A 13,813-nucleotide genomic window follows, 5' to 3' on the forward strand; every position below is an offset into this window, starting at 1 on the left:
ACGCCCGTCAGACGTGCGGCCACGCAGCGAACGCCGCCGCGCCCGCCGGAGGTTCCCCCACGTTCTCTACCAGGCGCGACAGCCGTCGTCGCCCGCTGATTCGCAGCGCGGGCCGCGACCCGCGAGTGCCGATCAATGTCGGGGCGATCCCGACCCGCATCATCGCCGACGCCAGCGCCGCGTGCGTGTCCGGTGCGTGCGGATCCAGGCCGAGCAGGTAGCGGTCCGCCTCCGGGGCGCCCGCCGCCAACGTCCAGGCGCGCAACTCGCGCGGGCCGGGCAACCACTGCGGCGGCACGGTCTTGACCGCGCCGCGGGTCCACGCCCCGGCGATGCGGACCAACCGGTCGTCGACCGCGGTGCGCACCAGCGGGGTGTTCTCGTCGGTGCGCGCAATCTCGGGATCCAGGCCGGCGTCGAAGATCATCTCGGCCAGCGCCTCGGCCCGCCACAGGTCCTCGACCACCACCGACAACCGGGCGCCCGAACCCACCAGCACCACTTGCCCGGGGGCGGCGAGCAGCCCTGTGAGGTCGGCGACCGCGGGCGGCACCGACTCTGCCGAGAAGAACGACAGCTGACTCACAGACCGACAGTAAGCCAGTGGCCGGGATCTTCGGCGGCGGCGGGCCGGGACAGGCCCGAATAGCGAAACACCCCGCGGCGACCGGGTCTGGACGCGCGCGGGGTGTTACCTCAGCTTGGGGGTCTAGCTAGACGGCCCGGACACCCGTGGCCTGAGGCCCCTTGGGGCTCTGGCCAACCTCGAACTCGACCTTCTGGTTCTCCTCCAGGGTGCGGAAGCCGCTTCCCTGGATCTCCGTGTAGTGGACAAATACGTCAGCGGAGCCGTCCTCCGGGGCGATGAAGCCGAAGCCCTTCTCCGCGTTGAACCACTTCACAGTTCCCTGTGGCATTTCCTGTTGTTTCCTTCTCTTATTCACCGGGTGCGGTCCACCGTGTTCGGTACACCGGGCCGGTTCCGACCGCTCTCCTTCGTGGAGTGTTCGGAACTGACCCGACCTACAACCCTCGCAGGAACCGCGATCGCAACATCGATCCTGCGAGTGCGAGTACACGAACACAGAAGCTGCGACCGCGCTAAGTCAATCACGTTCGGAGCTGCCGCGACAGTCTGGCGCAAACAAGTGGGGAACAATTCACCGCAGAAGTGCTTTCGGAAGGGATTATCGATGGCTGATTTCGGCCGCGAGCTGCTCGCGTGCGCGGTCGACGGCACCGGCGGCGGGGCCGATGGGCCGGATCCGTTGCGGCACGTCGCGGATCTGCCGCCGCGGCCGGGCCGGGTGCGTGACTGGCCGCGGTGGGCTGACCCAGATGTGGTGCGGGCGTTCCTTGATCGCGGTATCGAGGCACCGTGGTCGCATCAGGTCGCGGCCGCCGACCTCGCCCACGACGGCCGCCACGTCGTGGTCAGCACCGGCACCGCGTCGGGCAAATCGCTGGCCTATCAGCTGCCGATATTGACGACGCTGAAGGCCGATCGGCGGGCGCGGGTGCTCTACCTGTCGCCGACCAAGGCGCTCGGCCACGATCAACTCCGGAATGCGGTGGCGCTCACCGAAGCCGTGCCGCTGCCCGATGTCGCGCCGTGCTCCTACGACGGCGACAGCCCCACCGACGTCCGCCGTTTCGCGCGCGAACGGTCGCGCTGGATCTTCTCCAATCCCGACATGATCCATCTGTCGCTGCTGCGCAACCACGCCCGCTGGGCGATGTTCCTGCGCAACCTGCGTTACGTCGTGATCGACGAATGCCATTACTACCGCGGCATTTTCGGCTCCAACGTGGCGATGGTGCTGCGCCGCCTGCTGCGGCTGTGTGTGCGATACTCGCCGGATGCGTCGATGCCGACGGTGATCTTCGCCAGCGCCACCACCGCCGCGCCGGGCCAGACCGCCTCAGAGTTGATCGGGCAGACGGTCGTTGAGGTCTTCGAGGACGGTTCCCCGCAGGGCGCCCGCACGGTGGCACTGTGGGAACCGCCGCTGCTCGACGATCTGGTCGGCGAGAACGGCGCGCCGGTGCGGCGTTCGGCGGGCGCGGAGGCGGCCAGCGTGATGGCCGACCTCGTCGCCGAGGGAGCGCGGATGCTGACCTTCGTGCGGTCCCGGCGCGGTGCGGAACTGACCGCGCTGGGTGCGCGGGCCCGGCTGGAGGAGATCGCCCCAGACCTCGCCGACCGGGTGGCGTCCTACCGGGCGGGGTATCTCGCCGAAGACCGGCGCGTGCTCGAACGCGCGCTGACCGACGGGGAGCTGCGCGGGCTGGCGACGACGAACGCGCTGGAACTCGGTGTCGACATCGCGGGTCTCGACGCCGTCGTGCTCGCCGGATTCCCGGGCACCGTCACCTCGTTCTGGCAGCAGGCCGGCCGGTCGGGCCGCCGCGGTCAGAGCGCGCTGATCGTGCTGATCGCGCGCGACGATCCGCTGGACACCTACCTGGTGCACCACCCGGCCGCCCTGCTCGACCGGCCGATCGAACGCGTCGTCATCGACCCGACGAACCCGTACGTGCTCGGCCCGCAACTGCTGTGCGCGGCCGCCGAACTGCCGCTGACCGACGTCGAGGTCCGGATGTGGGACGCCGAATCGGTGGCCGACGCGCTCGTCGACGACGGCCTGCTGCGCCGGCGCGCGGGCGGCTACTTCCCCGCGCCGGGCATCGATCCCCATCCGGCGGTGGACATCCGCGGCTCGATGGGCGGACAGATCGCGATCCTGGAGGCCGGCACCGGGCGAATGCTCGGCAGCACCGGGGCGGGGCAGGCACCGGCCTCGGTGCATCCGGGCGCGGTGTACCTGCACCAGGGCGAGAGCTACCTGGTGGATTCGCTGGATTTCGAGGACGGCGTCGCGTTCGTGCACGCCGCCGACCCCGGGTACACGACCACCGCGCGCGAACTGACCGACATCGCGGTCACCGGCGAGGGGGAACGGAAGACGTTCGGCCCGGTGACCGTCGGACTGGTGCCGGTTTCGGTGACCAACACAGTGATCGGTTACCTGCGCAGGCAGTTGAGCGGCGAGGTGATCGACTTCGTCGAACTCGACATGCCCACCCGCACCCTGGACACCACCGCGGTGATGTGCACGATCACCCCGGAGACGTTGCAGCACAACGGACTCGATTTGCTTCACCTGCCCGGCGCGCTACATGCCGCAGAACACGCCGCGATCGGGCTGTTGCCGTTGGTCGCCAGCTGCGACCGCGGCGACATCGGCGGGGTGTCGACGGCCGTCGGTCCGGTGCAGGGGTTGCCGACGATCTTCGTCTACGACGGCTACCCGGGCGGCGCGGGTTTCGCCGATCGCGGCTACCGCAAATTGACGACCTGGTGGACAGCAACCGCGGATGCGATCGAGGCGTGCGAGTGCCCCGCGGGCTGCCCGTCGTGCGTGCAGTCGCCCAAATGCGGAAACGGCAACGATCCGTTGGACAAGGCGGGGGCGGTCCGGGTTTTGCGGTTGGTGCTCAACGAGATTGCTGGGCGGTCACTTTGAGGGCGACGGGCGCTGAAACGCGAGGGGCGACCGACCCCTCGAACGGTCGCCCCCCACGTGTTCCGCAGCTTGGGGCGCAAACTCGGCGCCGAGCGCAGACTCATAAAGCGGGAACGGTCCGGACGACTCGATCCGTTCCAGCCCGGCGAGAGCCGGGTGTAGAGGCAAAATACCTCGCAGACAAACCGCTTGCAACCTCCGCGTCCGTCATCTGACGGCGTTCAAAACGGCGGTCGCGACGACGTTCTACGCAATTCGTTGCCCACCGGAGCGCGCGGGCCGCGTCGATAGAATGCACCCATGGTCCACGACTGGCTGCTCGTGGAAACGCTGGGCGACGAGCCCGTGGTGGTCGCCCAGGGGCGGCACACCGTCAACCTGGTCCCGATCAGCGGGCTGTTGAGGCGCAGTCCGCACCTGATGGCGATTCAGACCGCGATCGGCGAGACGGTGCGCGCCCGGCAGGGACTGAGCAGCATCACCCCGAAGAACGACCGCGTGATCCGCACCGAGGTCGTCGCGATGACCGACGGCCCGATTCACGGGGTCCATCTGTGGATCGGCCCGCCGGACATGGAACCGACCGAGCGGCCGGCGCCGGGTGCGCTGCTGTGGGACCTCGACCATGGCGTCGCCACCGGTACGCCGGAGTCGTTGCTCAACAGCGGCTGGGCGCCGGACAGCGAGGTCGCGCCGTACCGGACCTTCGCCGACGACCTGCCGCGGCGGGATCTGAACCCCAGCGAAGCCACGGTGCTGGGCATGGCGATCACCCGCGAACCCGGTCGGGCGTTCAGCAGCACGTGGAACGTCGTGGACCACAACGGCGAACCGGTCACGGTCGGTTTCGTGATCCGCGTGGTGCGCGAGGCGCAGGACGACGGGTCGCATCGGCTGCTGTGCCGGGCGATGAACTGGCGCAGCGAGCCGGACCCGGCGACCGCGCCGCCGGATCACCTCGCGCAGCGGATTCTCGAGGGTCTCGCGCAGCCGGGTGTGCACCGCGCGCTGGTGGACCTGTCGAGTTGGACGCTGCTCAAATGGCTCGACGAGCCGCCGGCGTTCTTCGACTGGCGCACCAGCATGGCCGGCGACCGTGTCATTCACCCCGACGATCGCGGCGAACTCGTCCGCATGGCAACGGCTTTCGAGTCCGGCACCGCGTCCGTGGTGCTGCGCATGAGCGCGGCCGACGGCTGGGCTCCCGTGCACGTGACCGTCAACCGGGTGGAGATCGGCGACGGTGTGTTCGCCGGCCTGGCGACGCTGCGACGCGCGACCGGTGACGACCTCACCGATCCGCGCTGACCGGTCCCGCCCGTGCGGTTGCGCCGGCGGGCCCGACGCCGAAACGGCCGAGGGTGACGCTGACCTCAACGGCGACAACGACATCGAGTTCGGCCAGCCGGCAGCTGCGCAGGCGTGCGCCCATCGACTGCGTCACCGCCGACGCCTCGGCGCACGCGGCGGCGCGGCCGTCAGCCCGCGCCGCGGCCGCCAGCGCGCCCAGATCGGCGGCCGCCTGGGCCCGGTGCCGCGCGATCACCGCCGCCCCGAGGTAGCCGGCTGCGGCCGTGAGGCTCAGCAGCACCGCGATCATCACCGCGGCGAGCACGGTGGCCGCACCGTCGTCAGCCAGGTTCGACCGCGGCGACGGCGCGCGCCGCGATGGTGAGCCCCGGCAGCAGCGCGGAGCGTGCGGTGACGGTGGCGACGACGTAGCCGCCGTCGCGGGCAAGTTGCACCGCGGCGCCGTCGGGTGCCAGCGTGCGCGCCACCGCGGTGCCGTCGTCTCCGCGGGCCGCCAGCCGGGCCGCCTCCCGGGCGGCGTCGACGCAGCGGATCTGCGTCGACAGCGCGGTGAGCCCGGCCGCACACAGCACCAGCACCGCGACCAGAGCCGCGACCGCCAACGCCGCCTCGACGGTGGCCGCGCCACGGTCACCGGCTAGACGTTGGTGTTCAGCGCGCGGCTGATGATGTTGGTCAGCGCGCTGACGATCGAGTCGCCGGTGACGACCGTGTACAGGATCGCGCCGAACGCGGCGGCCGCGATCGTCCCGATGGCATATTCCACCGTGGACATGCCGTCGTCCTCGACCATCACCATGGTCAACCGCGCCTGAATCGCCCGAAAGCTGTTGGCAATACTCACTTCTCCCCCTCACTGGTTATACGATCCCGGAACTCAACACGTCACCCGCCAGACCGGCGACCACCGGTACGACGCCCAGGCACACGAAGGCGGGCAGGTAGCACAGCCCCAGCGGGCCGGCGATCAACACCGAGGCGCGTTCCCCGGCCGCGCGCGCCGCGTCGGCCGCCTCGTCGCGGTACCGCTCCGCTAGCTCGGTGATCCCCTGCGCCAGCGCGGTTCCCGAGGCCGCCGAGCGCCGCGCGAGGCGCAGCAACGCGTCGACGTGCCGGTCGGGCTCGGCGGGATTCGACCAGGCGGTCTGCGGATCGGCGCCCAGCGCGAGCAGGTCGGCCGCCCGCGCCAGCACCGCGGCCAGTGCGGGCGGCGCCGTCGGAACTGTCGCGGCCGCCGCGGTCGGCACCGCCATCCCGGAGTGCAGGCAGGCGGCCAGCACGTCGAGGCTCGACGCGAACGCCATCGGGTCATCCGGGTCCGCCGCTTTCCTCGGCGGCGGCGCCGCCGGCCGCCCCGTCGAGAGCCGCCGCCGCACCGGCGGAGCACCGACGAGCAGCGCACACGCCAACAGAAGCGCCGCGACGCTCATGCGGCGGCCTCGCCGATGATGCGGTCCGACCACACCAGGCCCACGCAGGACAGCGTCGCGCCCACCACGAGTAGCCACTGCCCCCCACCGTCGGCGAGCAGGAAGCGCAACGGATCGGCGCCCACGAGTTGCCCGAGGCCGATTCCGAGTAGCGGCAGGCCCGCCAGGACCGCCGCGGTGGTCCGCGCACCGGCCATGGCTGCCGACACCTGGCTCGAAAACCGTTCCCGGGCAACGATGTCGCGTTGCGCTGTGCGCATCAGGGTCGCGATCGCCAAACCGTGGGATGCGGCCAAGGACCAGCAGCCCGCGAGCCGTTCCCAGTGGGCCGGCATCGCCGAGCGGCGCGCGACGGCGTGCAGACCGGCGGCCACATCGGCACCCATCCGCGCCCGCGCCGACACCGTCCGCAGCGAAGCCGCGACCGCACCGTCGACCTCGCCTGCGGCGGAGGTGAACGCGACCACCGGGTGCGCGCCGATCCGCAACTCGCCGGTCAGCACGTCCAGCGCCGACTGCAGGGTCGCCGCCTCCTTCGCGGCGGCACGGTCCCGTCGGCGGCGCCGTCTTCGGGTGTCGACGGTCAACGCGACGACGGCGGCCGCGAGCGCCAGCCCGATCGGCCCGACGGCGGCGAGAAACAGCACACCGGCGATCAGCGGCGCCGTCACCGGGATTCGGACCGGCCCTCGGGCGCGGCCGGCGGCGAGGCGGTGACGCGGCGATCCCGGCGCGACCAGCAGTGCCAGCGCCAGAACGAGCGCCGCGGCCGTCATCGTCGGCTCCGGACGAGCTCGGCCAATCGTTTCGCGCCGTCGGCGAATCCGCCCTCGACGTGCCACGCCGTGACCGCCCGCACCATTCCGTCCGAAGACGCTGTCAGCACTGCGATCTCGCGCAGCCGCCGAGCGCCCGACGTGTCCCGCCCGACGTGCAGGACCACCTGGACCGCGGCGGCCAGTTGGCTGTGCAGCGCCGCGCGCGGCAGCCCGCCGAGCGCGGCGAGGGCTTCCAGGCGCGCCGGCACCTCGGCGGGGCTGTTGGCGTGCACGGTGCCGGCGCCGCCGTCGTGGCCGGTGTTCAGCGCGGTCAGCAGGTCGACCACCTCGGCGCCGCGGACCTCGCCGACGATCAATCGGTCCGGGCGCATCCGCAGGGCCTGCCGGACCAGGTCGCGCACGGTGACCGCGCCCGCACCCTCGACGTTGGCGCCGCGCGCGACGAGGTTGACCAGATGCGGGTGGGTGGGCGCCAGTTCCGGCGCGTCCTCGACGCAGACGATGCGCTCGTCGGGGCGCACGGCACCCAGGATCGCGGCCAGCATCGTCGTCTTGCCCGCGCCGGTACCGCCCGTGATCAGCAACGCCAGCCGGGCCGCGACGATGTCGCCGATCAGTTCGGCCGCCTCGGGTTCGATCGCGCCCGCGCGGATCAGCGAGTCCAGGTCCTGGGTGGCCGGGCGCAGCACCCGCAACGACAGACACGTTCCGGCCGCGGCGATCGGCGGCAGCACGGCGTGCAGTCGCACGCTGAAGGGGCCGAGCCCGGTGAGCTGTCCGTCCACCCAGGGCTGCGCCTCGTCGAGGCGGCGCCCCGCGGCCAGCGCCAGGCGCTGCGCGAGCCGGCGCACGGCGTCCTCGTCGGTGAACCGGATCTCGCTGCGGCGCAGACCGCCGCCGTCGTCGACCCACACGGAGTCGGGCGCGGTGACGAGCACGTCGGTGGTGCCCTCGGCGCACAGCAGCGGTTCGAGCACACCCGCGCCGGTCAGTTCGGTCTCCAGGCGCCGCAGACCGGTCAGCACGTCGCTGTCACCGAGCAGTCCGCCGGATTCGGCGCGGATCGCGGCGGCCACCACGGTGGGCCGTAGCGGCGCGGACTCGGCGGCGAGCCGTTCGCGGACGCGGTCGATCAGCGAGGCGCTCATGCGGCCTCCTCCGCGGGGTGCCGCCGCAGCACGGAGAGCACCTTGCCCGCGGCGTCCGCCAGTGGCGACCACCGCCGGATCCGCAGTCCGCCCTGTTCCAGATGCTTCGCGACACCCGGCTGCGGGCGCATGGCCGCGAGCAGGGGCAGTCCCACGATGTCGGCGATCTCGGACGACCCCAGCCCGCCCGGCGCGGGGCCGCGGACCACCACCCCGCAGTTGGGGTTGATCGCCGTGATCCAGGCCGCGACCGACGCCGACGCCGCGGCCGAGCGCACGTCGGCGGTGGTCATCAGGACCGTGAGATCGGCTGCAGCCACGGCTGTTTCGACGGTCGCCACCGGCCGCCGCGGTACATCGCACACCACGGTCGCGCCGCCTCGGCTGCCGGCGTCGATGACGGCGGCGAGCGGATCGGCGGCCACCTCACCCCCGCGCCCGGCACCGCCGCGGCCTGCCGACAGCACGCCGACCCCCTGCGCGTGCGGGAGCGCATCGCGCAGTGCGGCGTAGTCGACCCGCCCGCGGCCCAGTTGCAGTTCCGGCCAGCGCAGCCCGGACTCGGACTCGGCGCCGAGCACCAGATCGATGCCACCGCTCCACGGGTCGGCGTCGATCAGCAGCGCGTCGGGGTTCTGTCGACCGGCCACCCGGGCCAGCGCGGCGGCGAAGATCGTCGCACCGGCGCCTCCGCGGCCGGCCATCACCGACACCACCGCGCCACGGTCGGCGACGTCGCGCAGTGCCTCGGCGGCGTCGGCGAGCTCGGCCATCAGCACGCCGTCCTGGGCCGGCAGCGTGACGACCCGTTGGGCGCCGACCGCGATCGCGGCCTGCCAGTGCGCGGCGTCGGGTTCGCGGTCCGCGACCAGGACCACGTGGGGCCGGCGGGGCAGCGCGCGGGTCGCGCAGTGCTGCGCGGCGGCCACGTCGCACACCACCGCGACCGCGGAACTCCACACGCGGCGGTTGGACGGTTCACCGGTGTGCACCGCGGTGATCCCCGCGGCCGCGCCCACCCGGTCGACCTCTTCACACAGCGTCGGGTCACCGATCAGGCAGAGAAGTCCGGGAAACGAAGTCACGATTCCAGCGTGCGAACAGCGGCCGGGAAACACCAGGGCGCATCGCGGATCTGTGCATGAACACGGGCTTGGGGATGAATCCGGGGGCCGCGGGAGGCTGAGAACAGCGTTCCGCAACTATTGCGACGAATTCGGACTTATCCGGTTTGCGAAAGGTCCGGAAAAGGGACGACCCCCGCCAGGGGGGGAGGAGGCGGAGGTCGTCGTGTATCAGCCCCGGGGGGTCGGGCTGATGCACCCCCGGCATAAGCCGGGTAACGCTCACTATACACACGGCGGTCGGCCCCGGCGCAAGTGCTCGTTGCTTACGAAATGACCACGGTGGCCCAAACGTTGCGGTTTGCGACACGTGTCATAACCTGCCATTTTGTACACACTCCCGCGAATTGTCACGCGCCTACTCCTATGCTGACGCTGTGACCGGATCCGAGCCGACGGCCGACCGTCAGGAAACGCCGCAAACGATTCCCGCGGCCGACAACCCGACCCGCACCGCGGCGTTCTTCGATCTAGATAAAACAGTGATCGCCAAATCCAGCACATTGGCTTTCAGCAAACCCTTCTTCGATCAAGGGCTAATGAATCGGCGGTCGGTCCTCAAGTCCACCTACGCGCAATTCCTGTTCCTGATGTCGGGCGCCGATCACGATCAAATGGACCGGATGCGCTCCTACGTCACCACCATGTGCACCGGGTGGGACGTCGAACAGGTGAAGTCGATCGTCGGCGAGACCCTGCACGAGATCGTCAACCCGTTGGTCTTCGCCGAAGCCGCCGAACTGATCGCCGATCACAAACTCTGCGGGCGTGACGTGGTCGTGGTGTCCGCATCCGGTGAGGAGATCGTCGCGCCGATCGCCCGGGCGCTGGGCGCCACCCACGCGATGGCCACCCGGATGGTCGTCGAGGACGGCAGGTACACCGGCGAGATCGCGTTCTACTGCTACGGCGAGAACAAGGCGGCAGCGGTCCGGGAGCTGGCTTCCCGTGAGGGTTACGCGCTCGAACACTGTTACGCCTACTCCGACTCGATCACCGACATCCCGATGCTCGAGACGGTCGGTCACCCCGCGGTGGTAAACCCCGACCGAGCCTTGCGCAAAGAGGCCGCGCTCCGCGGTTGGCCGGTGCTGAACTTCTCCCGACCGGTGTCTCTGCGGGACCGGATCCCGGCGCCGTCGGGGGCGGCCGTGGCAACCACCGCGGCGGTCGGCGTGAGCGCCCTGGCGGCCGGCGCACTGACCTATTCGCTGTTGCGGCGCTTCGCTTTCTAGCCCACCTTTCGCGATTCACCGTAACAATCCGGAACCGGCACGGTTTGGGCCTTGATGTGACCGTCGTCACGGGGTACAAAGGAGGCACGGAAGCTAGGAGAGGCCAAGGCCGAGTCGGAAGAGAAGGCTCGGACTCCCGATCCCAGCTCCCTAGCACGGATCCCGGCACCCACGCGGAGCACATGCCGCGAAATAGGCAAAAGTGTTGCGGGCCTGCGTATTTACGAAAAGCGGACGGCGGGAGTCAGTTCGTCGAGAACACATCCCACGCGGCCCCTTGGGTGGGGTTGCAGTCGAAGCGCATCGTCAAGACGCCGAGGCCACCCACGCAACCCACCGGAGCACGCTTGGTAACCGGGTCTCCGTGCTAGCGGGCGACGAGCCGAATGCGAATTCGGAGCGTCGCCCGCTTCGCGTTACGAGGCATCCTGCGCAATCGCCAGCGCCTCGCGCGCACCGGCGTGCAGTGCCCGGCAACTCAGCAGGATCCACGCCGTCAGCCCGTCCGGGGTGCCCGACGCGAACCCGCGGGCCGCGCTGCGGTAGTCACCGGACTGCCGCATCCAGTAGACCTCCGGCACGCCGAGCCCGTGCGGGTCCAGACCGCTGCTCATGGTGACCAGCCGCGCGGCCGCGCGGGCCACGATCCCGTCGGCGGTGCCGAACGGGGCGAGCGTGAGCAGTTCGCCGTGCACGACGGCGGCCAGCACCGGCGCGGGCACCGAGGTCCTGCCGGTGACGATGTCGCCCAGCAGTGTCAGCCGGGCGCTCATCTCCGGGTCGAGACGTGGGCGGCCGAGTTGGTCGTCGTCGGCGAGGTCGGCGGCCGCCAACGCGTGCAACCGCGCCAGCGCCTGCAGCGGCGCCCGCCGCCACACACCGACCAGGGCCGTCTCGCCACCCTCGACCGCCTCGGACACCCGCAGCGCCCCGGCCAGGACCGGGTCCGGGGTGCCGTCCTCGGACAGCTGCAGCGCGCCGCCGTCGAGCACCGACGACGCCCTGGCCGCCCGCAGCGCCGACTCGGCCGCGTTCGCCGGCCAGCCCCGAAGGTTGGCCCGGTGCCGGTGGGCGCGGCCCAGGGCTTCGCGGGCCTCCTCGGCGGCGTCGGCCACGCCGGGTAGCTGCGCCAGCGGCGCGAGCGGGTCGTTGGCGAAGGCACCGGTCACGGCAGCACACGCTAGCCGACCGTTGGACCCGCCAGCCATGACGTTCGGCGCGGCAATCTGACCGCACACGGAGTCCGGTGTGACTTGCCAGTGTGGTTGCCGCGCTCGGTGACTACCCTCACATATATGGCAGAGACATCGGCGAAGCACACCCACGGTCCGTCCGTCTATCCACCTTCCGAGGAGTTCGCCAAGCAGGCGAACGCCACCGAGGATCTGTACAAACAGGCCGAGAAGGACCGTTTGGCATTCTGGGCCGAACAGGCCAACCGGCTGGCGTGGGAGACCCCGTTCGACGAGGTGCTCGACTGGTCGGAGGCGCCGTTCGCCAAGTGGTTTGTCGGCGGCAAACTCAACGTCGCCTACAACTGCGTGGACCGCCATGTGGAGGCCGGAAACGGTGACCGGGTGGCGATCCGCTGGGAGGGCGAGCCCGGCGACAGCCGCGAACTCACCTACAGCGACCTGCTCGCCGAGGTGTCCAAGGCCGCCAACGCGCTGACCGACCTGGGCCTGAGCGCGGGTGACCGGGCGGCGATCTACATGCCGATGATCCCCGAGGCGATCGTGGCGATGCTGGCGTGCGCGCGCCTGGGCGTGCTGCATTCGGTGGTGTTCGCCGGCTTCTCCGCGTCGGCGCTCAAGGCCCGCATCGAGGACGCCAACGCCAAGCTGGTGATCACCAGCGACGGGCAGTACCGCCGCGGCCAGGCGGTCTCGCTCAAGGAGTCGGTCGACGAGGCCTGCGAGGGCCAGGACTCCGTCGAACACGTTCTGGTGGTGCGCCGCACGGGAATCGACACCGCGTGGACCGAGGGCCGCGACCTGTGGTGGCACGAGACCGTCGACAACGCCTCGGCCGAGCACACGCCGGAGGCGTTCGACTCCGAGCACCCGCTGTTCCTGCTGTACACCTCCGGCACCACCGGTAAGCCCAAGGGCATCGTGCACACCTCGGGCGGGTTCCTGACCCAGGCCTCGTACACGCACTACTACGTGTTCGACATCAAACCCGAGACCGACGTGTACTGGTGCACCGCCGACATCGGCTGGGTGACCGGCCACACCTACATCGTGTACGGCCCGCTCTCGAACGGCTGCACGCAGGTGGTGTACGAGGGCACCCCGAACTCGCCGAACGAGCACCGGCACTTCGAGGTCATCGAAAAGTACGGTGTGACCGTCTATTACACCGCCCCCACGCTGATCCGGATGTTCATGAAGTGGGGCCGCGAAATTCCCGACGCCCACGACCTGTCCAGCCTGCGTCTGCTCGGGTCGGTCGGTGAGCCGATCAACCCGGAGGCGTGGCGCTGGTACCGGGATGCGTTCGGCGGCAACCGGACTCCGGTGGTCGACACCTGGTGGCAGACCGAGACCGGGGCGATCATGATCTCGCCGCTGCCCGGTGTCACCGAGGCCAAACCGGGGTCGGCGATGCAGACGCTGCCCGGCATCTCGGCCAAGATCGTCGACGAGGAGGGCGCCGAACTGGTGCCCGGCGCCGACGAGGCCGAACACGTCACCGGCTATCTGGTGCTCGATCAGCCGTGGCCGGCGATGCTGCGCGGCATCTGGGGCGATCCGGAACGGTTCAAGGAGACCTACTGGTCGCGGTATGAGAAGCAGGGCTGGTACTTCGCCGGTGACGGCGCCCGCGTCGACTCCGACGGTTCGATCTGGCTGCTCGGGCGCATCGACGACGTGATGAACGTGTCAGGGCACCGCATCTCGACCACCGAGGTGGAGTCGGCGCTGGTCGGCCATTCCGGTGTCGCCGAAGCCGCGGTCGTCGGCGCCGCCGACGACACCACCGGCCAGGGCATCTGCGCATTCGTGATCCTGGAGTCGCACGCCAAGGACAGCGGCGAGGACATGGTGGCCGAGCTTCGCGAGCAGGTGGCCAAGGAGATCGGAAAGATCGCCCGCCCCAGGGAGATTCACGTAGTGCCCGAGTTGCCGAAGACCCGCAGCGGCAAGATCATGCGGCGGCTGCTGCGTGACGTCGCCGAGGGCCGCGAACTCGGTGACACGTCGACGCTGGTGGACCCGAGCGTGTTCGAGGCGATCAGCGCCGCCAAGTAGCGCGC

14 protein-coding genes are annotated in these 13,813 nt (G+C 70.7%); 4 read left to right on the forward strand and 10 right to left on the reverse strand.

Annotated features, from left to right (window positions below; all coding sequences use genetic code 11):
- Positions 1-7 precede the first annotated feature (7 nt).
- Together BHQ18_RS19550 and BHQ18_RS19555 are read right to left on the reverse strand one after the other, a co-directional pair.
- Positions 8-586, reverse strand: a complete 579-nt coding sequence (locus BHQ18_RS19550; protein ID WP_069415310.1) for a hypothetical protein — start codon at positions 584-586, stop codon at positions 8-10.
- Between the two features lie 127 nt (positions 587-713).
- A complete protein-coding gene (locus tag BHQ18_RS19555; RefSeq protein WP_006243848.1) occupies positions 714-917 on the reverse strand; it encodes a cold-shock protein in 204 nt (67 codons plus the stop codon).
- A gap of 276 nt (positions 918-1,193) precedes the next feature.
- Here BHQ18_RS19555 and BHQ18_RS19560 point away from each other — a divergent pair, with 276 nt between their 5' ends.
- Together BHQ18_RS19560 and BHQ18_RS19565 are read left to right on the forward strand one after the other, a co-directional pair.
- Entirely contained in the window at positions 1,194-3,527 is a 2,334-nt protein-coding gene (locus BHQ18_RS19560) for a DNA 3'-5' helicase SftH (RefSeq protein ID WP_069415311.1), read from the forward strand.
- A 300-nt stretch (positions 3,528-3,827) separates the two neighbouring features.
- A complete protein-coding gene (locus BHQ18_RS19565; protein WP_069415312.1) occupies positions 3,828-4,835 on the forward strand; it encodes a PAS domain-containing protein in 1,008 nt (335 codons plus the stop codon).
- Here the strand turns inward: BHQ18_RS19565 and BHQ18_RS19570 are convergent.
- The 7 genes from BHQ18_RS19570 to ssd form a co-directional block, all read right to left on the reverse strand.
- The gene (locus BHQ18_RS19570; RefSeq protein ID WP_069415313.1) at positions 4,819-5,142 is read right to left on the reverse strand and encodes an Rv3654c family TadE-like protein; all 324 of its coding nucleotides are present in this window, start codon (positions 5,140-5,142) and stop codon (positions 4,819-4,821) included. The two genes, BHQ18_RS19565 and BHQ18_RS19570, sit on opposite strands and share 17 nt — an antisense overlap.
- Before the next feature lie 16 nt (positions 5,143-5,158).
- Positions 5,159-5,440, reverse strand: a complete 282-nt coding sequence (locus tag BHQ18_RS19575; RefSeq protein WP_069415314.1) for a TadE family type IV pilus minor pilin — start codon at positions 5,438-5,440, stop codon at positions 5,159-5,161.
- A gap of 35 nt (positions 5,441-5,475) precedes the next feature.
- Positions 5,476-5,637, reverse strand: coding sequence for a DUF4244 domain-containing protein (locus BHQ18_RS19580; protein ID WP_109789345.1), 162 nt, complete (start codon positions 5,635-5,637; stop codon positions 5,476-5,478).
- Between the two features lie 61 nt (positions 5,638-5,698).
- A complete protein-coding gene (locus tag BHQ18_RS19585) occupies positions 5,699-6,268 on the reverse strand; it encodes a type II secretion system F family protein (protein ID WP_069415316.1) in 570 nt (189 codons plus the stop codon).
- Entirely contained in the window at positions 6,265-7,044 is a 780-nt protein-coding gene (locus BHQ18_RS19590; protein ID WP_069415317.1) for a type II secretion system F family protein, read from the reverse strand. The genes BHQ18_RS19585 and BHQ18_RS19590 overlap by 4 nt, the downstream gene beginning before the upstream one ends.
- Positions 7,041-8,195: a TadA family conjugal transfer-associated ATPase gene (locus tag BHQ18_RS19595; protein WP_069415318.1), complete on the reverse strand. Its 1,155-nt coding sequence runs from the start codon at positions 8,193-8,195 to the stop codon at positions 7,041-7,043. Before BHQ18_RS19595 ends, BHQ18_RS19590 begins: the two co-directional genes overlap by 4 nt.
- Positions 8,192-9,283 carry a septum site-determining protein Ssd gene (ssd, locus tag BHQ18_RS19600; protein WP_372516630.1) on the reverse strand — a complete coding sequence of 364 codons (1,092 nt, stop codon included), beginning with the start codon at positions 9,281-9,283 and terminating at the stop codon, positions 8,192-8,194. The genes BHQ18_RS19595 and ssd overlap by 4 nt, the downstream gene beginning before the upstream one ends.
- Before the next feature lie 461 nt (positions 9,284-9,744).
- Between ssd and BHQ18_RS19605 the strand changes: the two genes are divergently transcribed.
- Positions 9,745-10,554 carry an HAD-IB family hydrolase gene (locus BHQ18_RS19605; protein WP_069415385.1) on the forward strand — a complete coding sequence of 270 codons (810 nt, stop codon included), beginning with the start codon at positions 9,745-9,747 and terminating at the stop codon, positions 10,552-10,554.
- Positions 10,555-10,970: 416 nt separating this feature from the next.
- Here the strand turns inward: BHQ18_RS19605 and BHQ18_RS19610 are convergent, their stop codons facing one another.
- The gene (locus tag BHQ18_RS19610; RefSeq protein ID WP_069415320.1) at positions 10,971-11,762 is read right to left on the reverse strand and encodes a Fic family protein; all 792 of its coding nucleotides are present in this window, start codon (positions 11,760-11,762) and stop codon (positions 10,971-10,973) included.
- An 87-nt stretch (positions 11,763-11,849) separates the two neighbouring features.
- Between BHQ18_RS19610 and acs the strand changes: the two genes are divergently transcribed.
- Complete coding sequence (gene acs, locus BHQ18_RS19615) at positions 11,850-13,808, forward strand: acetate--CoA ligase (protein WP_069415321.1); 1,959 nt, start codon at positions 11,850-11,852, stop codon at positions 13,806-13,808.
- Positions 13,809-13,813 lie beyond the last annotated feature (5 nt).

This window comes from Mycolicibacterium flavescens, from assembly GCF_001722335.1.
GTDB lineage: Bacteria > Actinomycetota > Actinomycetes > Mycobacteriales > Mycobacteriaceae > Mycobacterium > Mycobacterium flavescens.